General features: G+C 55.2%; 24 protein-coding genes. 18 read left to right on the plus strand and 6 right to left on the minus strand.

Going from position 1 to position 25645, the window contains the following annotated elements:
• The first annotated feature begins 119 nt into the window (after window positions 1-119).
• A complete protein-coding gene (locus NIZ92_RS19390; protein ID WP_254002471.1) occupies window positions 120-1145 on the plus strand; it encodes a hypothetical protein in 1026 nt (341 codons plus the stop codon).
• A gap of 280 nt (window positions 1146-1425) precedes the next feature.
• A complete protein-coding gene (locus NIZ92_RS19395; RefSeq protein ID WP_250756353.1) occupies window positions 1426-2178 on the plus strand; it encodes a DUF4880 domain-containing protein in 753 nt (250 codons plus the stop codon).
• 27 nt (window positions 2179-2205) lie between these two features.
• On the opposite strand, the gene NIZ92_RS19400 is transcribed toward NIZ92_RS19395, so the two are convergent.
• Window positions 2206-5508: an autotransporter domain-containing protein gene (locus NIZ92_RS19400; protein WP_254002472.1), complete on the minus strand. Its 3303-nt coding sequence runs from the start codon at window positions 5506-5508 to the stop codon at window positions 2206-2208.
• A gap of 280 nt (window positions 5509-5788) precedes the next feature.
• On the opposite strand from NIZ92_RS19400, the gene NIZ92_RS19405 reads away from it, so the two are divergent.
• Complete coding sequence (locus tag NIZ92_RS19405; protein WP_250756355.1) at window positions 5789-6211, plus strand: hypothetical protein; 423 nt, start codon at window positions 5789-5791, stop codon at window positions 6209-6211.
• Between the two features lie 126 nt (window positions 6212-6337).
• Here NIZ92_RS19405 and NIZ92_RS19410 read toward each other — a convergent pair whose 3' ends face one another.
• The 4 genes from NIZ92_RS19410 to NIZ92_RS19425 all read right to left on the minus strand — a co-directional run bounded on the left by NIZ92_RS19410 (window position 6338) and on the right by NIZ92_RS19425 (window position 10205).
• A complete protein-coding gene (locus tag NIZ92_RS19410) occupies window positions 6338-6727 on the minus strand; it encodes a DUF6180 family protein (RefSeq protein WP_060186804.1) in 390 nt (129 codons plus the stop codon).
• A gap of 136 nt (window positions 6728-6863) precedes the next feature.
• Window positions 6864-7901, minus strand: a complete 1038-nt coding sequence (locus NIZ92_RS19415) for a virulence RhuM family protein (protein WP_088451666.1) — start codon at window positions 7899-7901, stop codon at window positions 6864-6866.
• Window positions 7902-7944: 43 nt separating this feature from the next.
• Window positions 7945-9318: a tRNA uridine-5-carboxymethylaminomethyl(34) synthesis GTPase MnmE gene (gene mnmE, locus NIZ92_RS19420; protein WP_115634657.1), complete on the minus strand. Its 1374-nt coding sequence runs from the start codon at window positions 9316-9318 to the stop codon at window positions 7945-7947.
• Window positions 9319-9602: 284 nt separating this feature from the next.
• A complete protein-coding gene (locus NIZ92_RS19425; RefSeq protein ID WP_022983402.1) occupies window positions 9603-10205 on the minus strand; it encodes a helix-turn-helix domain-containing protein in 603 nt (200 codons plus the stop codon).
• A gap of 109 nt (window positions 10206-10314) precedes the next feature.
• On the opposite strand from NIZ92_RS19425, the gene argE reads away from it, so the two are divergent.
• The 15 genes from argE to NIZ92_RS19500 all read left to right on the plus strand — a co-directional run bounded on the left by argE (window position 10315) and on the right by NIZ92_RS19500 (window position 25091).
• Entirely contained in the window at window positions 10315-11511 is a 1197-nt protein-coding gene (gene argE, locus NIZ92_RS19430) for an acetylornithine deacetylase (protein WP_035274907.1), read from the plus strand.
• Between the two features lie 30 nt (window positions 11512-11541).
• On the plus strand, window positions 11542-12516 hold the full coding sequence (locus NIZ92_RS19435; RefSeq protein WP_035269514.1) for a threonine/serine dehydratase: 975 nt from the start codon (window positions 11542-11544) through the stop codon (window positions 12514-12516).
• A gap of 2 nt (window positions 12517-12518) precedes the next feature.
• A complete protein-coding gene (locus NIZ92_RS19440; RefSeq protein WP_083055100.1) occupies window positions 12519-13523 on the plus strand; it encodes an ornithine cyclodeaminase family protein in 1005 nt (334 codons plus the stop codon).
• 30 nt (window positions 13524-13553) lie between these two features.
• Window positions 13554-14525, plus strand: a complete 972-nt coding sequence (locus tag NIZ92_RS19445; protein ID WP_026483987.1) for a tripartite tricarboxylate transporter substrate-binding protein — start codon at window positions 13554-13556, stop codon at window positions 14523-14525.
• 624 nt (window positions 14526-15149) lie between these two features.
• Window positions 15150-16280, plus strand: a complete 1131-nt coding sequence (locus NIZ92_RS19450; protein ID WP_226349074.1) for an ABC transporter substrate-binding protein — start codon at window positions 15150-15152, stop codon at window positions 16278-16280.
• A 44-nt stretch (window positions 16281-16324) separates the two neighbouring features.
• A complete protein-coding gene (locus NIZ92_RS19455) occupies window positions 16325-17200 on the plus strand; it encodes a branched-chain amino acid ABC transporter permease (RefSeq protein ID WP_035269511.1) in 876 nt (291 codons plus the stop codon).
• On the plus strand, window positions 17201-18160 hold the full coding sequence (locus tag NIZ92_RS19460; RefSeq protein ID WP_045930453.1) for a branched-chain amino acid ABC transporter permease: 960 nt from the start codon (window positions 17201-17203) through the stop codon (window positions 18158-18160).
• Window positions 18153-18911 (plus strand): ABC transporter ATP-binding protein, encoded by a 759-nt coding sequence (locus tag NIZ92_RS19465; RefSeq protein WP_035269509.1) that lies wholly within the window; start codon window positions 18153-18155, stop codon window positions 18909-18911. The genes NIZ92_RS19460 and NIZ92_RS19465 overlap by 8 nt, the downstream gene beginning before the upstream one ends.
• Window positions 18908-19636 (plus strand): ABC transporter ATP-binding protein, encoded by a 729-nt coding sequence (locus NIZ92_RS19470; protein ID WP_254002473.1) that lies wholly within the window; start codon window positions 18908-18910, stop codon window positions 19634-19636. The genes NIZ92_RS19465 and NIZ92_RS19470 overlap by 4 nt, the downstream gene beginning before the upstream one ends.
• Before the next feature lie 8 nt (window positions 19637-19644).
• Entirely contained in the window at window positions 19645-20472 is an 828-nt protein-coding gene (locus NIZ92_RS19475) for an alpha/beta fold hydrolase (RefSeq protein WP_254002474.1), read from the plus strand.
• Window positions 20473-20491: 19 nt separating this feature from the next.
• Window positions 20492-21532 carry a hypothetical protein gene (locus tag NIZ92_RS19480; protein WP_060186799.1) on the plus strand — a complete coding sequence of 347 codons (1041 nt, stop codon included), beginning with the start codon at window positions 20492-20494 and terminating at the stop codon, window positions 21530-21532.
• Window positions 21529-22146 (plus strand): isochorismatase family protein, encoded by a 618-nt coding sequence (locus NIZ92_RS19485; RefSeq protein WP_035269504.1) that lies wholly within the window; start codon window positions 21529-21531, stop codon window positions 22144-22146. Before NIZ92_RS19480 ends, NIZ92_RS19485 begins: the two co-directional genes overlap by 4 nt.
• Window positions 22147-22239: 93 nt before the next feature.
• The gene (locus NIZ92_RS19490; RefSeq protein ID WP_254002475.1) at window positions 22240-23448 is read left to right on the plus strand and encodes an FAD-dependent monooxygenase; all 1209 of its coding nucleotides are present in this window, start codon (window positions 22240-22242) and stop codon (window positions 23446-23448) included.
• Between the two features lie 23 nt (window positions 23449-23471).
• Window positions 23472-24347: an oxygenase MpaB family protein gene (locus tag NIZ92_RS19495; RefSeq protein ID WP_254002476.1), complete on the plus strand. Its 876-nt coding sequence runs from the start codon at window positions 23472-23474 to the stop codon at window positions 24345-24347.
• A gap of 36 nt (window positions 24348-24383) precedes the next feature.
• Window positions 24384-25091, plus strand: coding sequence for a TetR/AcrR family transcriptional regulator (locus NIZ92_RS19500; RefSeq protein ID WP_035269502.1), 708 nt, complete (start codon window positions 24384-24386; stop codon window positions 25089-25091).
• Between the two features lie 112 nt (window positions 25092-25203).
• On the opposite strand, the gene NIZ92_RS19505 is transcribed toward NIZ92_RS19500, so the two are convergent.
• Window positions 25204-25593: a VOC family protein gene (locus NIZ92_RS19505; RefSeq protein WP_060186797.1), complete on the minus strand. Its 390-nt coding sequence runs from the start codon at window positions 25591-25593 to the stop codon at window positions 25204-25206.
• Between the last annotated feature and the right edge of the window lie 52 nt (window positions 25594-25645).

Genomic DNA, 25645 nt, shown 5'->3' on the forward strand with positions numbered 1-25645 from the left:
TGCCTGTATTGGTAACTCCCTTCCCTTGTTTTTGGCCGATCAGCGCAGTAGTCAGCAAGACAGGCTGTACATTTTTTTGGCCTTCTTTATTGCGACTTTTTATGGTTTTTTGATCTCTTATGATTCCTGTCGCTCCATTTTCTTTGCTGTTTCTGCTGATTATTACGCTCGGGCCGCTTGCCTTGATTATTGTGCTGGTCTGGGTGGTTTTGCTTTTAGTACAGCCACAGAGCCGGGCAAACTTTAAGAAAAAACCCTGGCCACGCGTACTTGTTTTGCTTCCTTTGCTTGTATTGGCGCTCTATTACAGTTATTTCCAATGGGAGGTCTATCAGTTCGATAAACGTCAGGCACAGGAGCTGGCTAGTCGGCAGCATGTTTTAAAAGAGCCTGGCCGTTTTGCCGGAATTGATATGCCAGCCGGAACAGAGCTGGAGTTGAGTGTGTGGGGCGACCCGGACAGCGTGTCCTGGGCTCGTTTCCCGGAGGCGGTCATGGTAGGCAATGCTCCAGTCCTGTCTTTCAAGCGCCTCCGGCCCGATTTGCAGAACTCCAGCTGGAAGCTGCATCTGGCAGGCGATACAGAATTGGAGGGCTGGCAATGTGATGGCAGCCAAGTGCTTGAAATGGAAAAAGATCCCATGGCAGAGCACGGTTTTCGTTTTGTCAGCTGCTTTTTGGCTAAAGGGAATCAGATCAGGGGCTGGAGTCCCTATGCGGCGGCTTCCAATATGAACACAGCCCCGGATTTTGTTCTGGATCTACCTGCCGGCACTTTGGTTCAGGCAAGGCCGGATGGGACTTTGTATGTCAACGGTGAGCGGGATCAGGACCGTTGGATGGTACGTGTAGAGGAAGAGGGTTTACAGGTTCAGGCATGGAATCTGCCTTTGGAGCGTGCTTATTTCTCAGTCGATAAAAATAAAGATCTACTTTATCTCTCGCATGCTCAATTGGCTCGAGAATTTCAATTCGGCGGATTTAGTTATCCAGCCGGTACGCGTGTGTCGACGCCCAACTATCGCTTTTACCCGCAGTGGCCACTTTTATTGAGAATGGTATTGCCTGCGGATGACGAATCGGATCAAAGAAAAGAACAGGTTCATGACCTGCTTAGTGGCCAAGTTTTGGACGGTTCTCACTAGTTAACGACCTGATTCCGGCTTTTTTTACCTGTAATCTGCAGTTTTTCTGTGGTGAGTGTAATTAAATAAGGCGAATTTGTTTGGAATGGGTCAATTTGAGTTAATGTAAGCATTTGAAGCGAATGTATAAAATAAAAACGTATCGTTTTCAAAGGTGGAATTTAGAGGGTTGGTGGCTGCTGGTTTCGTTTTTTAAGGTTTTGGCCTTGAGCGGAAGGGACAATCCGTCGGACTGAAACCGCCCTATTGCTGGCTTAACTGAACAAGGTTAGATGCCGCTATGACGACATATCAAGGGGAACTGCTGGAGCATACGCAGGCCCACGCACAGGCTGCTTACTGGTTTACTCGCTTGAACTCGGGCGAGGCTACCGCAGCTGAATTACGGGAATTTGAGGATTGGCGCCGTGACAATCCTGAAAACGAACGTTCATATCGATATATTTGCTATTTTTGTGACGCCAGCCTGGATGCGCCCGAGCATGAGATACGCCGTTTATTGGCTGGCTCGGGGGAAAAGCCAGCGTTGCTCAAGCCCTATCACCGTGGTTTGCTTGCGGGTTTACTGGTGTTGGCCTTGGCGCTGACCGTGTTTTTCTCCTGGCCCGAGCCGATATTGCGAGAAGAGCACCTGGTATCGGGGGCTCAAATGCTGGAGCAACGGTTTGTTGATGGGGCCGTGCTGCGCTTGGGCCCGGATTCAGCCCTTGAAATCCGTGAATACGAGGACAGATTGAATCTGCAGCTTTTACGTGGACAGGTCACGCTGTTGCTGGCTGATCCCACACCAAAGAGTGTGACGGTCTTTTCCAGCTTTGCGCAGGCTCGCAGTAACAAGGGGCAGTTTTCGGCTTTTCTGGACAGCGATCAAATGAAATTTGCTGTGGATACTGGATCGGTCGAAGTATCTAGCGGGACATGGTGGCGTCGACAGACTCGGGTCTTGATTCCCGGTCAACATATTGATGTGGATCGATGGTCTGGAATGAAACGGGTTCAACCCGCTCCTGTATCTCCGAATGAGGCCGACTAACAGTCGGCCTCTTACGTTTCAGAGCGTTTAGAACATCCAGTTCAGGAATAATTTACCGTTTATATCGGCACGGCTATCCCCTAATAAACGGGTACTGGCCGACAGACCTAAACGCAGACGCTCGGATTGCTGCAAGCTGATGCTGGTGCCCAGCGCCAAAGCATGGCTATCTACCCGCGCGTAACGACCATCAAAACTCACGGATTGGGCACTGGCGAAGGCCGCCTCCTGGTTCTGGTTACGGCTTAGCAAAGCCTGCTCCCAAGCAATCGATAAGGACGTTTGCAGTTGGCGATCCTGGCTTAAATTCCAGTTTTGACGCAGGGCCAGGCCAATGGAAGCCTGCAAGGCATTTTGGCGGCTGGCGTCCAGGCGCAGACGGCTGGCGGCATCGCCACTCTCTTCCAGTCCAGGGCGCCGGTAATGGAGGTAATCCAGAGCCAGAACCGGCCCGATGCTGCCGTTCTCGCCCAGCGTCCAGTTGTAGCCAGTCTGTACACCGAGCGAGAAGGTATGCCCTGTCCAATCCGAGGAGGGACGTGCTTGATAGCCCGCAAAGCTGATGTTGCGGTTCATCTTGCCCTGTTCGATACCCACACGTAGTTGGGCCAAGCCATTCCAGCCTTCCTGGCTGTAGCCACGGTAGCGGGCATGCACCCCCAGGCCCAGACCGGTCAGCTTGCTCTTGGCCTGGAAGGGGGCGTCTACGTTGACACGCTGCTCGTTGGCATTACCATGCACCCCCAGGCTCCAGTCACTGCCTTCAGCCCGGTGTTCCGCCCCCAGCATTACCCCATAGGTCTCGCTGCGGTGGTCAACATCGTTGTTACCCAGTTGCCAGTGGTAGCGGCCCCCATAGGTCTGGATGAAGCTTTGCCAGCCGCTCTTGTTGATACCGTCGATTTGGCGCAATTGTTCGGATACCAGTTGTTCGCGACGCAAGGCGGCAGCGGTCTGGGCAGCGTAAGATCCTGCACTTAATTGGTCCAAAGCCAGGCCAATATCGCTGCCATCAGTCCGAGAAAAGTCCATGGCCTGATACACCGCTGCCAGGGACTGATTGCCCGAGGAGGCTTGGGCCAGGCTGGTACCTACCGAGGCTGCATTGGGTGAAGCAGCATATTGCGCATAAGCGTCCTGATTACGGCTGACGGACCAGCCATTGCCGGTACTTTCTACATTCAGGGTGGGGGATGCCAGCGTGGCATTGAGCGCAGCAAACTGCCCTTGTGTCTGGCTGGCAGTGAACACCTTGTCCTGGTTCAGTGTCCAGCCGTTCTGATACCAGTCTGGTTGCAAGTCCACGTGCAGTTCACCATCCAGCTGCGCCAAACCTTGCACATCAATATGATCGTTCTGCGTGGTCGAGGCCTCCACCAGAATCCGGCCATCGGCACCTTGGACAAAGTTGCCCTTGATCGTCATGTTCCCGTAGGAATTTCCAGGGCTGAGTGTGCCGTTATTGGTGAAGTTGTATTCAGGGTTGATCGTGAATTCGCTATTGCCGTACAGGGTGGCACCCCGATCTACTCGCAAGCCATACAACTCGTGTTGTCCATTCAAAGAGGTTGCGCCCCCGGCAATGACAACAGCCAGATTGTTTTGACCTTTGATATTGCCGTCATAACGCATCTGGAAGTTAGGATCAGCCGCCTTGGTGGCACGACCGTTTTCATCGGCCTTTTGACCGAAGCTGATGCGGGTCAGGAGCAGTTGCTGGTCAGAGTCGCGACGGTTGTAGTCCGAGGTGATGTCACCAGTAATTTGCGCGCCCTGCAAGATATTGATGTTCTGCACCCAGGCATTGTCTGCGATATGGATGGCTGCTTTCTGGCCCGACAAGGTGCCGGACAGATCGTAATTGCTGATCAAGGCACCTTGCAAAATGGTCGGTACAGCTTGTAGCTGGCCATCCACTACGACTAGCCAGGAGCCGTGATACTCATCGTCGCTACCCATGGCGTTCTGGCCGAAGTCAAACAGGGCTCCGATGCCAGCTTGGCCATCTGCCCGGACCTCACCTTGCTGAACAATATTGTGATGACGACCATAGCTGAATTGCAGGCCGCGGCCATACCAGCCCTGGGCATGAATACGCGTGGCTTCGGGGATAAGGAGAGTGTTTTCGCTACCATCCACACGTACGCCTACGCCTCCTGGCCCGGCTGTCAGTAAATCCGCCGCCTGGGTAATGATGTTGCGTTCGCCATAAATGTGCAGCCCCAAGCCTTGCGTGGCCATATTGTATTGACCGGGCAGGTAGGCCGTGCCGTTTGCATTGCGGGCAAAGTAGCCATTGGTATTGTTCAGGGTGACACCGTCCCCATAGACCGAATAGCCAAAGAAGTTGCGACGATCAATGCTCAGCCCAATATCCTGCAGGGCGGCAAGCTCGGCTTCCATCAGATTCACATAGTTGCGATAGGTCTGATGGCTCATCAAGCTGTTGCGCAGCTCGGTGTGGCTCATGTAGTTGCGATCCACTCCGTATCGCGGTTGGTCATGAACGTTCAGGATGCTGACGGGGATGCCCGGCATGGCGCCATTCAGGACTTCCTGTACATGATCTCCAGTGAAGTAGCCCTTGTCTTCGCGCAGGTCAAAAGCGGCAGGATCATATGGGTTGGTGCAGACCGAGCACAGGATTTTCTGTCCAGGGCTGGGGGCTCGACCCTGGTCATCGCGCAAGCCCAAGGCCCAGGGGCTAAGGTCATTCAGGAAAAAGGGATCGGGTGGATCAAAGCTGTTTTCAGGCAGGTTGTCGGTGACTGTATTGCTGATGCCTAAAGCATGCGCCAACTCGTGGAAAATGACTGCGTTGTAGTCCGCCTTGCCAGTTAAGGGCAGTTGGCTTGGATTGACGGGGGCGGTATCCAGATCCAGCTTTCCGACGCTGATAACCGCATCGGGGTTGTTTGGGTCACCCTGGAAGATTCCGTGCAAGCGTGCTTGCAAGGCCGACAGGACGAAGTTGGGATGATCAGGGTTACTTAGTTGGGCACCATAGGCATTGGCGTTCTTGTCATTCATGGTGCCCAAGTTGATCACAGCCGGTGTGTAGCCCGCCGGCAGGTCAAGGATTTCGGCCCAGCGCTCCAGTGCGGCACGAATTTTCAGCCGACCATTCTCGTCAATATTCCAGGGGGAAACGCGTGGATTGGATTGATCCGACGTATCGTAACCGCCATCATCCGGCCCATAGATCCGCAACTCAAAGGCTTGTTGACCTTGTTTGTTCAGAATGAATTCTGTCTCGTAGGCATAAGCGCTGCCGGCCCAGCTCAAGGCCAACAGGGTGTGGCCTAGTAGTGCTTTGATTTTGAAGTCCATGGGGTTCAGATAAAGAGAAGACAATGGTTAGGAGGCACTTTTCGTATAAAAGTAAATAAAAGTGTCTTTTCTTGCTACTTATTTCTGAGCTGTGCCGAACAGCTGAGTAAAAGGCGCAACACTTGGTGAACACATCACGGTAAAGAACTACCGGGTTTCAGCCGTAACCCTCTAGGGGATGATGTGTACAAGAGAGGAAAGTATGACCATAGAGATCAGTGGACAGGGTTTAATACATAAACAAACTATGCCCGTGGCTGAACCATTAAACGCGTCGGCCATGACGCCCCCTGTGGTGCCCGAGCAGGAAGAGTCTGGTTCCATAGACTCGTCGGGACGTATCAAGGTGCACCTGTCTCCCATGGGAAAAGATCTGTCGTTGACCAGTCAGCAAGCTCAGAAAAAAGGCCGCGACAAGGACATTGATGACAGCTCTTTGCCTGACGGAGTCAAGGACATACTTAAACGTATCCGCGACCTGAAAGAGCAAATTCAGCAAAAACTGATGGAGTTGCAGCGTATCCAGGCCAGCGACAAAGGTAGTGAAGCGGAAAAGAAACAGGAGCTGGAGCGCGTGCAAGGCGAGCTGACCAGTTTGAACGGTGCTCTGTCCAGTGCCCACGCCATGTTGAACAAGGTTATGGACGACATTGAGCTGGATGGAGATAGCCGTATGGAAGTGGCAGATTTGTTGATGAAGTAAGAAGCCGTTCGACTGGCTTCGGGAGTCCTTGGGGGCGCGGGCGGTTTGTTCGGGCGCAAGCCTGTATGAACCAGTGACTGCGCCCTTTTTTGACTCGGGACAGTCTGGGGCTGCCGTCACTGATACTCAGGGCTGGTTTGCCACCGTCAAGGCCTGCGTAATTTTGTGGTTGAGCTGATGTGGAGACATCAAATCCGCCGTGACCTGTGCTTTGGTACGAATGATGTAGGCAGTCGAAGGATTCAAATCAATGCAATACACCACCAGCGATCCGCCCCCTAGGGGAGCGGCACCAATATAAACCCCTAACTGTTCGCTGGCTGCCGAGTCATTGCGCTGCTGGTAGCCTTCGCCCGCGGCGGTTTGCTGAACGGTATCCAGGCACTGGGCCACGCTGAGACGGGAGATGGAGCGCTGTTCCGCCTCCAATTCCAGAGGCATCCATTCTTGAGCTTGTACTGCCCAAGCGCCATGAAGCAAAGCTGCCATCAAAACCCACTTGTTGAGTGTGTGCATGATGTCCTCCCGCAGGAGACGATGGAATGCTCAGCATAGTCCTGATCGATGAGGGCGAGCTTTGATAGGGCTTAATTCAGGGATGAATTTCGGGTTTTTACTGAGGTGGGGGAGCAAGCCGTTTGGAGCGATCAGGCTATTGATCTGATTCCGGACTTGAAGAGCCTAGTTCTTTTATGGCTCTATCAAAGTCGCTCTCAAACAAGCGATCTTGTATGACGCGGTATTTCTCGAACTCGCTTTCAGCATGGGTTTGGGCCAGCTTGGCAGAAATTTTGCCGCTGTCTTGCAGAATTTCCCGATCGTCGAACTCCAGAAACATATCCAGGCGTTTGGCCCAGTCTTCCATTGTCATGGGGATTTTTCTGCGGGCACGGTTTTCAGCCAGCTCCAGATAGGCATTGACGATGCGCCCCAAGGCATCCAGCTCGTCTTGTTTCAGATAGTTCTTGGCAATACTGATGTCTGTTTTCAATATTTTGCCGTCGGGAGCATTGGCCCAGGAAGTAAGTCCCATATGGGCTTGCCGGCTGTCGGCACGCTGATGAACAAGCTCCGCTGCAGTTTGACCGTGGATGGCGTAATGCAGCTTGTTCTGCACCTTGGCAAAGAAGGTTTTACTGGTCGGGGCGTTCTTGTTGTAGTCCACGCTGGTTGCGTAGATATCGGTGATTTTCTGGTAGAAGCGCCGTTCGCTTAAGCGAATCTCTCGGATTTCTGCCAGCAACTGCTCAAAGTAGTCTTCGTTTAGAAAACTGCCGTTCTCCATGCGCTGACGATCAATCAGGTATCCCTTGATCGCAAATTCGCGCAGGATTTGGGTAGCCCATTGACGGAATTGGGTGGCACGGATGGAGTTGACCCGATAACCGACAGAGATGATGGCGTCCAGATTGTAGAAATCGACTAGGCGCGTGACTTCCCGATTACCTTCCTGCTGAACTATCCGGAATTTCCGGATAGTTGCCTCCGAAGCCAGCTCATTGCTGGCAAAGATGTTTTTCAGGTGCTCACTGACCGTACGCACATCAACGCCAAAAAGCTCCGCCATCAGCTTCTGGGACAACCAGACGGTCTCGTCTTCGTAGCGAGCCTCGATGCTTTGCTCACCAGCCTGACCGGTAAAGATCAGAAATTCAGTGGTGCTATTTCGAATCAGCTTCTTGCCGCTCATGCTTGGCCCCTCTGCACATCGATGGCTCAGTCTTTCGACGAGGTCACTTCCCAATACAAAAACTGGAGAAAATCTCCCCCAGCAAATCATCGCTGCTGAACTCGCCGGTAATCGAGCACAGATCCAGATGCGCCAAGCGCAGTTCTTCGGCAAACAGATCCAGCACCTGATCGCTGTGTGTGGCGTGTTCCGCAGCCAGGCTCAGGTGGTACTCCGCGCGCTCCAGGGCCCGCAGGTGCCGTTCTCGCGCCAGCCAGGGGGACTCACTGCCGGGGTTCCAGCCTGCGATATCCAGCAAGGTGCGGCGCAGCGTGTCCAGACCGATATCCTTACGGGCAGAAATTGGCAGCACGGTGGCGCCGCTTTCCTGTGCCGGCAAGGCTGCCTGCTGCTCAGCTGTCAGCAAGTCTATCTTGTTATAGACGCGCAGCACGGGTACGTGTGATGGCAGGCGAGTGGTAATGGCACTGTCCAGCTCGTCTTGCGGGTTGCGAGCATCGAGCAGGTGCACGATCACGTTGGCTTTGGCGATTTCGTCCCAAGTACGGGCGATACCGATGCGCTCTACGGTGTCCTCGGTTTCACGCAGACCAGCGGTATCCACGATATGCAGCGGGATGCCATCGATGTGGATCAGCTGCATGACGCGGTCGCGGGTAGTGCCGGCGATGTCGGTCACGATGGCCACATCTTCACCGGCCAGGGCGTTGAGCAGGCTGGATTTGCCCACATTGGGCTGGCCTGCCAGTACAACGTGCAGGCCCTCGCGCAGGATCGCTCCCTGACGTGAATGCTGCAGGATGCGTTCCAGCTCGTCCTGTATGCCTTGCAGGGTGGCCGCCGCCTGATACTTTTCCAGGAAGTCGATTTCTTCTTCGGGGAAATCCAGCGTAGCTTCTACCAGCATGCGCAGGTGAATGATACGGTCGGCCAGGGCGTTGACGTTGTTGGAAAACACGCCGGACAGGGACGCGACGGCACTGCGGGCTGCGGCTTCCGAGGAAGCGTCAATCAAGTCGGCCACGGCCTCGGCCTGGGCCAGGTCCAGTCTGTCGTTCAGGAAGGCGCGTTGGGTGAATTCGCCGGGCTCGGCCAGGCGCAGGCCCTGATCTTTACCTGCTTCCAGGCAGCGATCCAGCAGGCGGCGCAGAACAGCCGGACCGCCGTGACCTTGCAATTCCAGTACGTCTTCGCCGGTATAGGAGTGCGGGCCCTTAAAGAACAGTGCAATGCCCTCGTCGATTGCCTCGCCTTGTGCATCCTTGAAGGGTAAAAAGTGCGCATGACGCGCTTGCAGCGTGCGGCCAAACAGGGTCTGGATCAGAGCATCAAGCTCCTTGCCGGACACACGGATGACACCAATACCACCCCGGCCGGGGGCGGTGGCAATAGCCACAATAGGGGAAGAACTGGACATGGGCAGATCGATCAAAGAGGCGGAACAGAGCTGTATTGTAATGGAGCAGGTGGACGGTTCGGGCTTGGCACACTAGCCCTTGTTGGTATCTGAAACGCTGGTGTTTATATACCTGTGGCCTAGGCTCTTGAGAATCAGGCAATCAGGCAATCAGGCAATCAGGCAGTCAGGCAGTCAGGCAATCCAGCAGACATCAGGGTTATCTAAACGGGGCCAAAGCAAATAAACGAGCTCTTTGGTATGCCACCAAAGCGTCAAAAGCTAACTGTCTACGCCTCTTGAGCCTAGTGATTGTTCACACAAACCACCAAGATCTCCACGCTTTCCCCGTGTTCGCACAGGTACAAGTGGCCCAGATTGCTTTTGAAGTAGATGCTGTCGCGCGCCTGCAGCACGTGGCGGCGCCCATCCTGAAACTGCATGGTCAACTGCCCTTCGATCACAAAAATAAATTCTTCGCCTTCGTGCTGGCTGAAGTCGCTGGCATCGCGTGGTTTACCGGCCAGGACACGCCCGTGCATGGGCGTCATCTTCTTGTTGATCCATTCCGATGCCAGCATGCCATATTCATAACGATGCGCATGGTAGGTCACGGTACGTGAAGCCCGTCCCACCAGAATATCCATGCCGGATTCATTCTGATCGCGAGGCGTCTTGAACAGGTCGGACAAATCCATCTTCAAGGCCCGGCTGACGGCCAGAAATTTTTCGTAGCTTAGGCCAATCAGGCCGCGCTCTGCCTTGGACAGGGTGGACAAAGACACATTGGATAAGCGTGCCAACATCAGCAGGGTCAGGCCCTGTCGTTTGCGTTCATCACGTATGCGCGCCCCCATGGCTGTTTTGCTCAATAAGTTGGGGGCGGTGTTGGCTAAGTCTTTTGTCATAACCTAAAGAAGTAAAAAACCATCTTCTTATAAATAATATTAATTTTCTTATAAGAAAACTCTGTCCTATTGTATAGAACTACACGCTTTACGCTGGGAGAAAGAAGGCATGACTGCGTTGTTTGATCCTACTGCTTATCCCTCTACCTCGGTGGAATGGATACAAAAACTGATTGCTTATGATACGACAAGCCGGGAATCCAACCTGGAACTGATTCATGACGTGCAGGCCTATTTGCAGCAGCAAGGGCTGGAAACTGTGCTGACGCATGACGCCAGCGGCCGCAAGGCCAATCTGTTCGCTACGATTCCGGCTGCCGATGGCACGCGTACGGGTGGCATTGTTTTGTCGGGCCATACTGATGTGGTGCCTGTCGATGGCCAGAACTGGAGTAGTGACCCTTTCAAAGCCGAGATTCGCGACGACCGCCTGTATGGCCGCGGTACTTGCGATATGAAAGGCTTTGTCGGTGTGACTTTGCAATTGGTTCCTGAAATGCTGGCGACCAAGCTGGCCAAACCCATCCACCTGGCTTACTCCTACGACGAAGAAGTCGGTTGTGTCGGCGCGCCCGTCATGATTGATGACTTGGTCCGCCGTGGCGTGAAACCGGAAGGCTGCGTGGTGGGTGAACCCACCAGTATGCGCACCATCGTGGCGCATAAAGGCATTAACGCCTATCGCTGCCGGGTGCACGGTCATGCCGCGCACTCCTCGCTGACCCCCAAGGGTGTGAACGCGATTGAGCATGCGGCACGCATCATCACGGCTATTCGTGATCTGGCCGATGACTACAAGAGCATGGGCCCCTATGACCATGATTTCGACGTGCCCTTCACTACTTTGCAGACCAGTATGATTCGTGGCGGTATCGCCTTGAATACCGTACCTGACCTTTGCGAGTTTGAATTTGAATACCGCAATCTGCCCGGCGTGGACCCCGAGCCGATCTTGCAGGAAATCCGTGAGTTCATCGACCTGAAAGTCCTGCCTGCCATGCGCCGCGAGCATCCGGATGCTTTGGTGGAGCTGGAGAAGCTGGCCAGCGCCCCCGGCCTGAATCCTGAAGAACAAGCAGCCATTACCAAGCTGGTGCGTGAACTGACGCGGGACGACACGGTGCGCAAAGTGGCCTATGGCACCGAGGCAGGTCTGTTCCAGCAAGCCGGTATCCCTTCGATTATCTGTGGTCCCGGCAATATCGAGCAGGCCCATCGTCCCGACGAATACGTAGAACTGGCGCAAGTGGAGCAGTGCGAGCAGTTCTTGCGCGCTCTGATTCGCAGCCAGGCCGTGGCCTCTTAAAAATAGACAAACAGGTTTCAAGGCAAACCCATGACAACAGAAAAAGTTACCAAGGAAAATGTGGTGCAGGCGCATGAGCGTCTGCGTCCCTATGTGCGCCAGACGCCCGTGTTCGATTACCAGACCGGGCGTCTGGATAGCGCCGTCAATTTCAAGTTTGAGCATTTGCAGGCCTCGGGCACGTTCAAGGCACGCGGTGCTTTCAACAATTTGCTGAGCTTGTCCGAAGAAGCACGCCAGCAAGGGGTGACTTGCGTTTCTGCAGGTAACCACGCTGTTGCCGTGGCCTATGCCGCCCATCAAATGGGGGTGAAAGCCAAGACCGTGATGATCAAGACGGCCAGCCCGGCGCGCGTAGCCTTGTGCCGCGAATATGGGGCCGAGATCGTCTTTGCTGACAATGGCGAGCAGGCGTTTGAACTGGTGCGTCAGATAGAGAAGGACGAACAGAAGACCTTCATTCATCCGTTCAGCACCTACCCCACCGTGCTGGGAACCGCCACGCTGGGCTACGAATGGTTGCAGCAAGCGGGCAAGCTGGACGCGGTGCTGGTGCCCATTGGGGGCGGTGGCTTGGCCGCCGGTGTGTCGGCTGCCGTCAAGCTGTGGCAGCCTGATTGCGTGGTTTATGGCATCGAGCCTGTGGGAGCAAACGTCATGGCGCTTAGCCGCCAGGCTGGCGAGCCGCAAAAAATCGGCGCCATGCAGTCCATCGCAGACAGTCTGATGGCTCCGCATACTGACGAGTTCAGCTTCCGTGTGTGTCAGGACAATATCGATACGCTGGTGACCGTCAACGACGACCAGATCCGTGCAGGGATGCACTTCCTGTTCAACGAATTCAAGATGGCCACTGAACCGGCTTGCGCTGTGGCAACGGCTGCCTTGATGTTCCCCTTGCGCAAACATCTGGCCGGGCAACGAGTGGGCGTGTTGTTTTGCGGCTCCAATACGGATACCGACACCTTTATCCGCCATATCACCACGCCACTGGCGCAAGGCTAATCATGCAGCTAAGCGTTTATGTAGCAAAAGCCCAGGAAGTGTATGAAGGGCTGGATATGGGTGCGGCGATTGATCTGATGCGCCAGGGTTTTATCGCCATGCAGCAAGGGCGTATTGACCAGCCCTTGCGTACGATTGTGCGCAGCCATTTGTCCAGCGGCTTTCTGGGCATGATGCCTGCCTGCATCGACATGCCGGAGATTTATCCCGAGCCTTTGTACGGTGCCAAGATGGGCACCCTGTTTCCAGACAATGTGCGCCTGGGTAAGGACCCCCATCAAGGCTGCGTGCTCTTGATGAGCGGCTTGACCGGCGAAACACGTGCCATTCTGGATGCCAGCAGCGTGACGGCCTTACGTACCGCAGCGGTCAGTGGCCTGGCCACCGACATGCTGGCGCGCCCGGATGCCAGCGTGCTGACCTTGTTTGGTGGCGGGCATCAGGCCTTGTGGCAGTTGCGTGCCGTGGCGCAAGTGCGTCGCTTGAGCAACGTATTTGTGATTACCCGCTCCGCACAGTCGGCTCAGCATTTCATTGAAGAAGCCCAGGCGTATCTGGATTGCCCCTTGATAGCCGGAGTCTCGGCCCAGGAAGCCGTGTCCCAGTCGGATATGGTACTAACAGCCACCAGCTCTGCCACGCCTGTCTTGCAGCGCGAATGGCTGCGCCCTGGCACGCACATCACCGCCATGGGTTCCAGCACACCCGCCAGCAGTGAACTGGATGGCCCCACCATGACGGCAGGCCGTTTGTTTGTGGACCGTGCGCAATCCACTCGTAACGAGTCGGGCGAGTTCTTGAATGCGTGTAAGCAGGGCTACTTGTCGGCCGATACCGAGCTGAACGAGCTGGGTGCCGTTCTGGAGAGGCAAGCCGCAGGCCGCATCAACAATGAAGAAATCACGATTTTTAAATCCTTGGGCTTGGCATTCGAGGACGTATTGACGGCGGCCGCCTTGTTAAGCCGTCATGCCGCACAAGGAAATGGACGAGTAGTAGAACTTTAATAGCGTCATCAAGAGGTAGGGAGACAAGTAATGAAAAAGAAATGGGCGCAGGTTTTGCTGGGAACGGCGTTGGCCTTGGCAACAGGTATGTCTGTTGCTAGCAAATTGCCGGACACCATACGTTTGGTCGTAGGTTATCCGGCCGGAGGAACAGCGGATGCCGTCGCGCGGGTGTATGCCGAGCAATTGCGTGAAAAGCTGGGTGTGAATGTGGTGGTGGATAACCGCGCAGGCGCGGGCGGGCAGGTTGCTGCTCAAGGCTTTTTGCGCTCGCCTACCGATGGCTCGGTGCTGTTGGTCGCTAATAATCACATGATGACCACCCTGCCCCTGACCGTAAAAACGGTCAGCTACGATCCAATAAAGGATTTTGCGCCGGTAGCCGTGATTGCCAAGTTCGAACATATCTTTGTGGTGGGTAAAACCACGCCTGCCAATACCTTGCAGGAGTACGTGGAGCTGGTGCGCAAAGAACCGGAAAAGTACGGCCACTATGGTATTCCCGCCCCCGGCAGCGCCCCTCAGTTCATTGGCTACAGCATCGCCAAGAAGAACGATATCCAGATGTCCCCCGTGCCTTATAAAGGGGGTGCCCCTTTGATCAACGACCTGCTGGGTGACCATATTCCCGCTGGCGTGGATGCGGTGGGCATGATTACCGAACACGTTGCCGCCGGTTCGGTGCGGGTGCTGGGGATTACCGGCGCGGAACGCCTGCCTATCTTGAAAGACGTGCCCACCTTTGCAGAAATGGGCTATGGCGACCTGAAAGCGTCGGGCTGGATGGGGATTTTTGCCCCGCTGGGCATGGAGCCGGAGATGGTCAAACAGTTCCAGGATGCCTTCAATGAAGTGGCCAAGCTGCCACGCATTGAAAGCGCGATTGTGCCGATCGGCTTCCGACCCGAGTCGGGCGATGCGCAGGAGCTATCGCGCATTGTTCAGGATGATCTGGATACTTGGGGACCCATCATCAAGGAGTCGGGGTATTTGCAGCAGTAAGACTCAGGGTGTTGATGCATACGCCTGCTTGTGATGAGCGGTGTTCATCAAGTCCGATGAGTAAAGGCTAGCGCTTCGACTTCGTTCTTATGGAACATGGGGAGCAACGGCTAGTAGCAGCTAGCAGCACAAAACCTGTTAGCGCAGAAAAGTGGGAATGCGGGCCTGATGTCAAATCAGGTCCGCTTTTTTATGGCGATTTCAAGAAGGGAACTGCCACCTTCAGAGCTTGTTGGTTGTGTCTCTTGTGAGGCCAGCTTTTGGGCGGAATTTCATCATCAGAAAGAGGCCTAGTGGCCCGAAAAGGGAGCTGGTTATCTATGTGCTGAGACATCGGGTTTTCGGTTCGTAGCCAGTCTGTGGGTAGCTGAAATACCTTTGGTCTACCCTTCAAATAGCACTTGAGTGTTGTCACCAAGATTAAGCCGGCAAGCAGGTTTCGCCTGGCCTCCATCATCCATGAAAACTGCTGAAAATCCATTAAGTGACTGATAGATAACAATAAAAAATTATTTTAAGTCTGTAGGGAATTCCCTATATTTTATTTATTGGCTAGTCAGTTAATAATATTTCAAACTAGAAATAATCAATCAGTTAATTAAAAACCAAGGAAGGAGATACAAGGTGCGCAAGACGATATTGACGATGGGGTTGCTCATGACGCTGGGTGCTGTGGGGGCCGTGCAAGCGCAAACCATCAAGATTGGTGTGATTCAGCCTTTGACCGGGTCGGTGGCCTACAACGGGGAGGCCGATGTGAACGGTTCCAAGTTGGCTGTCAAAGAGCGTAATGCTCGTGGCGGGGTGTTGGGCAAACAGGTTGAACTGGCTATTGAGGATGGAGAGTGTCAGCCCTCTAAAACCGTGAACGCGGCTGAAAAACTGATTCAGAAAGATAAGGTGCCAATTATTTCCGGCGCCTTTTGCAGCTCCGCCACCATCGCAGCCATGAGCGTGGCGCAAAAGTACAAAGTGCCTCTGCTCTCGGGCGTGTCGTCAAAAAGTGATTTGACCGAGCGTGGCAATGAGTGGTTCTTCCGCACCGCAGAAACCGATGGTTTGCTGGCCCATGCCTTCGCAACGATTCTGGTCGAGCAGCTCAAGCTGAAAAAAATCGCCTACATCGGTGTGAATGATGACTGGGGCCGGGGCGGCATGGAAGAGTTCTCCAGCCAGATCGAAGCCTTGGGCGGTGAAACTGTGCAAAAGCTGTATTTCGACCATGGCACCACGGACTTCTACACGCTGTTGACGCGGGTACGAGCCGCCAAACCGGATGGTGTCTTTGTGGCAGCCGAAACTCAGGACGGCTCGATTCTGGTCAAACAGATGAAGGAAGTGGGTCTGGAGAGTCTGATTTTCGGCGTAGGCAGCTGGGCGACCGCGGACTTCGTGAATCTGGCCGGCTCTGCATCAGAAGGCATTCATGCTGCCGTTCCTTATGCCCACACCTTGCAGCGTCCCGAAAATCTGGAGTTCGTGCAGTCCTATCAGAAAGAGTATGGCGAGCTGCCCGGCAAGTATTCGGTGGCTGGCTATAACGCGATGAACATCATCATGGACGCGATCGAACGCGCAGGGGAAGCGGACCCGGACAAGATTCGTCTGGCACTGCCGGCCACGGATTACAACGGCCCCAATGGCAACTTCAAATTCAACGAAAAACGCCAGGGCTACGGCTTTGATGCCGTGCTGGTGAAGCTTCAAGGCGGGCAGCCGGAAATAGTTGCTCAGGCCAAGGTAACGGCGGACTAAGAGCACGATGAGCTGCGGATTCTATCGTTTGATGAGGGGGCATTGTGTTTGATTTATTGCTGCAGTTCATTGCCAATGGACTGGTGAACGGGACGTTCTACGCGCTGTCGGCCCTGGGCCTGACCCTGATTTTTGGCTTGATGCGATTGGTGAACTTTGCTCATGGCGAGTTCTACATGATCGGTGGCCTGCTGGGATGGTTGGTGACCCAGCAACTGGAGCTGAATTTCTTTGTGGGCCTGGCGCTGGTCATGGTGATCGTCGCGGTGTTTGGTTGGCTGCTGGATCGCTTCCTGATTGCTCGTATCCGGGACAAGGGCCCGGAGCCCGGCATTTTGCTGACTATCGGTTTGTCGATTTTCCTGACAAATACCGCCTTGATGATCGTGGGTACGGCACCTCTGAAAGTGGTGGCGCCGGTGCCTAATACTCCCCTGTTTTTGGGACCGATATTCATTACCGAGGTGCGTGTTTTTGCGATCGGGATGTCTATTGCGGCCATCGTCGGCGCACGCCTTCTGATCCAGAAAACCCGTTTGGGCAAAGCCATGCGGGCCACCTTCCAGGACTCGACGGCGGCCAGTCTGGTCGGTATCAATACCGCCACTATCTACGCCTCCACCTTCGCCTTGGGTGTAGTCCTGGCGGCAACCTCGGGCATGTTGCTCAGCTCCATTTATGTCGCGCAGGCTTCGATCGGTGGCCTGATCAGTTTGAAGGCCTTTGTGGTGGTCATTCTGGGCGGGATGGGCAATTTCGGTGGTGCCATTCTGGGTGGCTTGATCCTGGGCGTGGCAGAAGCGCTGTGGGGAGGTTATGTGCAAACGGGGACAGCGGACATGGTGGGCTTTGCCCTGGTGATTTTGATTCTGTTCTTCCGCCCCTATGGCTTGTTTTCGGTTCGAGCGGAGCGCGCGTAAATGAAAATAGAACGTCACTTTATGGTGGGCTTCCTGGCCTTGTCGGCGTTGCTCGCTGGTTTTGTGCAGAACGATTATTTGCTGCATATCCTGGTGCTGGTGCTGATGTATAGCGTGCTGGCCAGCAGCCTGAACCTGATCATTGGCTATGTAGGGGAATTCCCGCTGGGTCATGTGGCATTTTTTGGTCTGGGTGCGTATTCAGTCGCCATTTTGAGCTCGCCCGCGGTGGGCTGGCCCGTTACGGTCACCATTGCTGCGGCGGCCTTGATTGCTGCGGCAGCGGGTTACGTGATTGGGCGTGTGACTTTGCGTCTGAATGGGCCCTTCTTTGTCATTGTGACGCTGGCCTTTGCCGAGGTCCTGCGCCTGCTGGCCAATAACTGGGTGGACCTGACCAATGGCCCGATGGGCATCTCGGGTGTGGCTCATCCTGCTTTGCTGGACATGTCGCCCTGGCTGGCTGGCAAGCGGGGTTTTGTGGTGATGGGCATTGTGCTGGCCGCCATCACTTTCTACATCTGCTACCGCCTGGTGCATTCCAGTGCGGGCCGTGCTGCCGTCACTCTGCGAGAGAACAACTACGTGGCGCAATCGGTCGGTATTGATCCTTTTCGCTACTCGCAGTTTGTCTTTGTGGTGGCGGCCTTTCTGGCCGGGATTGCCGGGGCTTACTACGCCAGCTACATCAGTTTTGTAGGGCCGGAAGTTTTCGGTTTTCCGTTTACCGCGACCATGATCATTATCGTTTTGCTGGGCGGTAAGGGCACCTTGCTGGGGCCGATTGCAGGGGCCATTGTGGTGGCCTTGCTGGAAGAGTATTTGCGCGAATTCAAGGAGTTGCGTCTGTCCTTATTTGGACTGATCGTCATGGCTTCGGTGCTGTTTGCGCCGGATGGAATCATGGGATTTGTGCAGCAGCGTTTTCATCATTTATTTGGGAGGACGCGTCATGCTTGAAGTGTGCGGTCTCAGCAAATCCTTTGGCGGTATTCATGCGGTTCAGGATATTGATTTCACCGTTCCTGCCGGGCAAATCGTCAGCTTGATCGGGCCCAATGGGGCTGGCAAAACAACGTGCTTCAACCTTATCACCGGCTTTTATCAGCCTACTCGTGGGCGGGTGTTATGGGATGGCAAAGAGGTCACGGCCAGCAAGCCGTATCGCATGGCACAGCAGGGCGTCATTCGCACTTTTCAAAAGACTAATGTGCTGCGGGCTCTGAGTGTTTTCGACAATCTGGTCCATGCCCATTATTTGGCTGATCGGGCACCCTTGTGGCGCACTTTCTGGCCCAGCAAGGAGCAGGCAAAAAACGAACAGGAAATCATCGTCTCGGCCCGCCGTATTCTCGATCAGATTGGCTTGGCCAAGCGTGCTGATGTCCTGGCCAGCTCCTTGTCTTGTGGCGAGTTGCGACTGCTGGAGGTGGGCGTTGCTCTTGGTGCTAAACCCAGATTGTTGATGCTGGATGAGCCAGCCGCCGGACTTAATACACATGAAGCAGAAGGCTTGGCCGACTTGCTCAAACAGCTGCCTGGGCAGTGGGTGGAGTCCATTTTGCTGGTAGAGCACAACATGGGTTTGATCATGCGTGTGTCTGACCAGATCGTGGTCATGAACTTTGGCAAAAAACTGGCAACGGGAACACCGGCAGAGATTCAGGCCAATGAGCAAGTGTTGGAAGCCTATATGGGGAAAGCGGCATGAGTAAACAGGACATTGAACCTCTATTGGCGTTGCAGGATGTGGTGGCGGGTTATGGCAATTTGACGGCCCTGCATGGCGTCAGCTTGCATGTGCAGCCTGGTGAAGTTGTAGCCATTCTGGGAGCCAATGGCGCCGGGAAATCCACCACGCTCCGGGCAATCTCCGGTCTGATCCGCCCTACTTCTGGCCAGATCACCTGGAAGGGACAGGTGATCAGTGGTCGTAGCCCTGAACATATTCTGAAGCTGGGTTTGGCTCACTGCCCTGAAGAACGGCATGTGTGGCCTGAAATGACCGTTGAAGACAATCTGGATCTGGGCGCTTACCTGATCAAGTCCAAGACTGAAGTGGGGCGGCGTAAAGGCATTGCCTTTCATCGCTTCCCGCGCCTGAAAGAGCGATACAGGCAACTGGCAGGCACGCTGAGCGGCGGGGAGCAGCAGATGCTGGCGATTGCTCGGGCATTGATGTCAGAACCGGAGCTGTTGATTCTGGACGAACCTTCTTTGGGGCTTAGCCCCAAGATGGCGCTGGAGGTTTTTCAGGTGGTGCGGGACATCAGTGAGCATGGCGTGTCCATTCTGGTGGTGGAACAGAACGTGCATAACGCGCTGAACGTAGCCAGTCGAGCCTATGTGCTGGAGACAGGGCGCGTTATTGCAGAGAAAGACAGCGCCAGCATGCTGAAAGATCCTGAACTATTGAGTGCTTACCTGGGAGGCTGATGATGAGCATGAACAAGACGACTGAACTCCCATCGCGACTTAGCTATGGCGCTCATGTCCACGCTAACGGCATCCGGCAGCACTACTTGCGTTATGGCGGTCCCGGACCCGCTTTGGTGCTGGTGCCGGGTATCACCAGCCCTGCTCCCACCTGGGGGTTTGTGGCAGAGCGTCTGGCCCTGCATTTTGATGTGTATGTGCTTGATGTACGTGGTCGTGGTCTTTCTCAAGCAGGCGCAGATCTGGATTACGGCGTGAATGCTTGCGCGGATGATCTGTGCGAGTTCGTTCGGGAGCTGGCACTGGAGTCGCCCATTTATGTGGGGCACTCCATGGGGGCGCGCATTCTGTTGCGTGCGGCCAGCCGAGGGTTGGCCAAGGGGGCCGCCATGGTGCTGGTGGATCCGCCAGTGTCCGGCCCAGGGCGACGCCCCTATCCGGCGAATATCGCCTGGTACACCGATTCGATTGCACAGGCTCAACAAGGTATGAGCGCCGAGCAGATGCGGCAGTTTTGCCCGACCTGGACTCCCGAGCAACTGGCGCTGCGCGCCCAGTGGCTGCACACCTGCGATGTGCGCGCGGTGACGGACAGCTATGAGTGGTTCCACACCGACGATGCGTTCCCGGACTTCAGCCAGCTTGCTGGCTGGCGGGTGGCCCTGATGGTGGCGGGCAAGGGGGATGTCATTCGCGATGAGGATATTGAAGAGGCGCAGTCCTTGAAGCCTGACTTGCAGATCTTACGTGTACCAGACGCTGGGCACATGATCCCCTGGGATGACGAGGAAGGCTTTTATCGCGCATTGGGCACCTTTCTGGGCCTTACCTTTTAACAAGAAACAGGAGTGGAAGATGGCTGTATCTGATCATCAAATGGTTCAGGCCTGGAATGAGGTGCTGAGTCTTTCTGGAGTGAAGCCGGGGCAGATGGTCACCATTCTGACCAGTTCGCATACCCATCCTCAAACCTTGGCTACCGCCAAGCTGGCCGTGGCATCTTTGGGGGCAACCCAGATGCAGGTGGACTTGCTGCCTGTAAACGCAGAAAAAGCATTGAGCCGCGACCTTCTGGCTTACTTGGGCACGACCCCGTTGACGGGTAATCCAGCCGCGATTGCCGCCCTCAAGGCCAGTGATTTGGTGCTGGATCTGATGACCTTGCTGTTCTCTCCCGAACAGCATGAGATTTTGAAGTCGGGCACCAAAATTCTCTTGGCAGCCGAACCGCCCGAGGTGCTGGTGCGTATGGTGCCATCCTTGCAGGATAAGGAACGTGTGGAGCGTTCGGCACAGGTGCTACAGGGCGCTCGTGAAATGCGGGCCACGTCCAGGGCAGGTACGGATCTGGTCATGCCTTTGGGGCAGTACCCGGTAGTAAAGGAATACGGCTTTGTGGATGAGCCGGGGCGCTGGGATCACTGGCCCAGCGGTTTTATCCTGACTTGGCCAAACGAAGGTCAGGCTCATGGCCGCATCGTGATTGATCGTGGCGACATCTTGTTGCCCATGAAGTCCTATGCGGCTGACCCGATCACCATGACAGTCGAGAACGGTGTGGTGACCTCGATTGAGGGTGGGTTGGATGCCGAGCTGCTGCGCGAATACATGGCCTCGTTCAATGATCCTGAGGCTTACGCCATGTCCCACATAGGCTGGGGTTTGCAGCCCCGTGCTCACTGGTCCACGCTTGGCCTTTACGACAAAGAGCAAACCTTGGGCATGGATGCCCGTGCCTATGCGGGCAATTTCTTGTTCTCTTTTGGCCCCAATAATGAGGTCGGGGGCGACCGCACGACGGCTTGCCACATCGATATTCCGCTGCGTGCTTGCACCGTGACCGTAGATGGTCGCGAGACCGTTCGGGAGGGCAAGCTTGTGGAGGAGTTGGCATGAGCAGCCAGAGTGTTTACGAGCGTCAGGGATTTGGGCAAGGGCTGGAGCTTGAAGGCAATGTCGGGCTGTTAATTGTGGATTTCGTTAACGGTTTTGCGGACCCTCAAGCATTTGGCGGTGGAAATATTCTGGAAGCCATTGAGCAAACGCGCACGGTTCTGGCGGATGCGCGGGCACAGAACTGGCCGGTGGCGCACAGCCGCATCGTCTTTGCCGATGACAGTGCCGACCGTAATGTATTCGGCCTGAAAGTCCCCGGTTTGGTGCAGCTGCGAGAGCACAATCCAGCCAGTGCCATTGTCGATGCCTTGAAGCCAGCACCGGGTGAGCTGGTCGTGCGTAAAACGGTTCCATCGGCCTTCTTTGGAACGGCTCTGACTGCCTGGTTTGCGGAACGGGCGGTGCAAACCTTGCTGATTGCTGGCGCTACTACAAGCGGGTGCGTACGTGCCTCTGTCGTAGATGCCATGTCCTGCGGCTTGCGCCCTTTTGTCCTGGCAGATTGCGTGGGTGACCGAGCCAAGGAGCCTCATGATGCGAGCCTGTTTGATATTCAACAGAAGTACGGCGAGGTTCGTCCGTATGCAGACTTGCGCCCCTTGCTGGTGATCTAGGCTTATCAGTTTTTTTGCATATTTATTATTTATTTGTTTAATTAATTGGGGAGGTTTGGGCTGCCCAAGGCCCAAACACCGAGGATGTACAGCATGAAAAAAACGTTGAAAGTAGGTGTGATAGGCGGTGGTATTGGCGGCGTGACTTTGGCAGCAGCCCTGGAGCAACGCGGCATCGAAGTACATTTGTTTGAGCGTGCCGCCGCCTTTGGAGAGGTCGGTGCCGGGATTCAAATGACTCCGAATGCGGTCAAGGTGCTCAACGCTTTGGGCGCCCACGATGCGCTGGCCAAGGTGGGTTTCTTGCCCGAGGCTTTGGTGGGGCGTGATTGGTCTAGTGGAGAGGAAAGTTTCCGTATCCCTTTAAAGAGCGATTGCCCGCAGCTGTATGGCGCAGAGTTCTTTCACGTGCATCGTGCGGACCTGCATCATTTGCTGACCGAGCTTCTGGGGACAACGAAGGTTACCTTCAACACGCAGTGCACCAGGGTGTCGCAGCAAGACGGCAAGGCGGTGGCGCATTTTGCTGACGGCTCTAGTTTTGAGGCCGATCTGATTGTGGGTGCTGATGGTGTACGTTCGGAAGTACGTCGCTCCATCTTCGGGGAGGAAGAACCCAAGTTCACCGGCAATATGTGCTATCGGGCAGTCGTACCATTTGACCAGATGCCTGACTTCGTCGCCCCCGAGTCTTCCTTCTGGCTGGGTCCTAAAAGCCACGTGGTGACCTATTACGTGAACGGCGGCAAGGCCGTCAATATTGTGGCGGTGAATGAAACGGCCAGCTGGGTGGAGGAGTCCTGGAATGCGCGCAGTACCCAGCAGGAAATGCTGCAGGATTTCAAGGACTGGCACCCCAATATCGTCAAGCTGTTCGAGCGTGTGACGGATGTCTATCGCTGGGGGCTGTTCGATCGTGACCCTATGACTAAATGGTCGTCGGGCCGTGTGACTTTGCTGGGCGATGCGGCGCATCCCATGCTGCCCTTCCTGTCTCAGGGGGCGGCAATGGCTATCGAGGACGCCTACGTGTTGGCGGTTGCGCTAGCCGCTTTGCCAGATGATCTGGACACCGCCTTGTCGCTTTATGAAGCAGAACGCTTGCCACGTACCAGCCGGGTGCAACTGGAAGCACGTGAGCGCGGCCGCACCTATCACCTGTCCGATAGCGAAGCCAAGGCCAAGCGTGATGCCGAATACCGTGAGCAGCAGAAGAAAAACCCGCACGCGGGCGGCATCAAGACGGACTGGGTTTATTCATATAATGCTACTGACTTTCAGCCGAAAGCATTACAGGTTTAACAGGTAGGGCCGGAGGGAGCGTCTTGTTGTCGATACGTCAGTATGTTGAGAACCAGATTCACATCATTACCGGTCTGCAAGGCAGCCCGGTAGACTTTACGACGCCTGCGGGCGACCCCGGCTTGTTTGGCCCACAGTCGGCTGTGTGGCAAGTGCATGCAGATTTCACCTCCATGATGCTCGGGGGGATTTCTGCATTGTGTTTGCAGATGCTGGACCCGAAGGTTTTGGCCGGGGTCTGGGATCATTCCCGCTTTCGTCAGGATATGCAGGGGCGCTTGAGTCGAACGGCGCAGTTCATCTCGGCAGTCAGTTATGCGGGTACGGAGCAGGCTGAGCGTTGCATTGATCAGGTACGGCGGGTGCACGAGCACGTACACGGGTATTTGCCGGATGGCACGCCTTACGATGCCAATGACCCGGAGTTGCTGCGTTGGGTGCATCACACTCAGGCCTACTGTTTTCTGCAATCTCATATGCGCTGGCGTAATGCCAAACTGGCGCCGGAGCAGCAGGATCGCTATGTTGCGCAATACTCGAAAGTTGCCGTGCTGCTGGGTGCGGATGGCCTGGTCATGGATGCGGCAAGCTTGAGGGAGTTGTTCGCACAAGCCGGTCCGCAATTACGGGTTGATGCGCGAACTCAGGAAGTAGCTACAATTTTAATGTCTTCACATACCCTGTTTAAGGGGCCCAAGGCTTGGGTTGCCAGGGTGTTCCTGTTGGCGGCGCTGGATATGCTGCCAGAGTGGGCTCAACGCTGTTTTGAGCATCGCCCCAGCACGGCATCCATGTGGTGGCGTCGCAAGGTGGTGAACAGCGTTGCTGGCGTCTTGCGTTGGGCCACACGTAACGGTTCCGTGCATCGGGCGCGGCGTCGCGTCGCCAATCTGGCTTAGCTGGTAGATAAGAATGAATCAAATTTTGAGGCAAATATGGGCCGTGTAACTTTGTCGTCGGATAGCTCCTGGGTCAAGCGGGATAAGCCTGGACGCCCGGAAGGGGTAGGTGACAACACGTCAGAGCGAATTCTGGACGCCGCCGAGGAAGAGTTTTCCGAGACTGGCTATGCCGGGACCACATTGCGTGTTATTGCTCAAAAAGCGGCTGTGACCCAAGCCTTGATCAACTACTACTTTGGTTCCAAATACGGCCTGTTTGAGGCCGTGTTCATCCGCCGAGGCAAAACCATTTCCGATGAGCGTCTACGGCGCTTGCATGCCTTGCGCGATCAAGAGGGCAAGGTCCTGGTCGATGATGTGGTGCGCGCTTTTCTGGCACCCACGATCGCCTTGCGCGAGACGCCCGGAGGTCGACGCTTCTTGCGACTGCAAGCCCGTTTGCACACCGAGCCGGCCGAGATTTCCTACAAACTGCGTAATGAAGCCTACGACGGCTCAACCCGTGCGTATGTGCAGATTCTGGAAGAAATACTGCCCGAGCTGCAGGCCAAGGACGTGTACTGGCGTGTGGTCCTGATGATTGGGGCCTATATGTATGCCTTCTCCGATACCCACCGGCTGGAAGAGCTGGCGCCAGGTATCTGTGACCCCAACAATACCGACGAGATTCTTGAGCAGATCATTGCCTTTGTCTCTGCCGGTTTGCTGGCTGCGCCGGTTGTCTTGCCTGGCAAGGCTTGAACTGGACGCCTGCATACCGACCAGGGACCCTGTTGAACTCTCTACTTTGAAATGACACTTGTCCTTTCTCTACATCAGGGCCGACGCCAGCAAATTTTGCTGGCGTTTTCGTTTATTTAACCGGCGTACACAACTCCACCACAACACGCTCTGGCGTCTGCACATAAGACACCATCTGTCCCCATGGCTTGTTCTGTGGTGGCGCCAGTTCCGTGCCCCCTTCCGCCAGTGCCTTGGCATGAGCTGCAGGCACATCGTCGCAGACCAGGGCGATTTCAATGGCTAGTGGCACGTCGGATGCGTGAGTCGACAAATGCCCTTTGGGGTAGTTCATGTAGGCCAGCATTTCCCCCGCAAAGGCCAAGGTGGTTTGGCCAGTTTCCAGCTCGCCGTACAAGCCGGTTTCATGCAGCATTTTGGTGGACAAACCAAACGCGCGGTTAAAGTAATCCAGTGCCTGGCCGACGTCGGGAACGTAGATGATGGTGTAGCCAAATTTCATGGTGGGGCTCGATAGGAAAACGCAGGGCCAGTGCAAAAAAAATCGGCTCCCC

Source organism: Alcaligenes sp. 1735tsa3 (genome assembly GCF_024134565.1).
Lineage (GTDB): Bacteria > Pseudomonadota > Gammaproteobacteria > Burkholderiales > Burkholderiaceae_B > Alcaligenes > Alcaligenes phenolicus.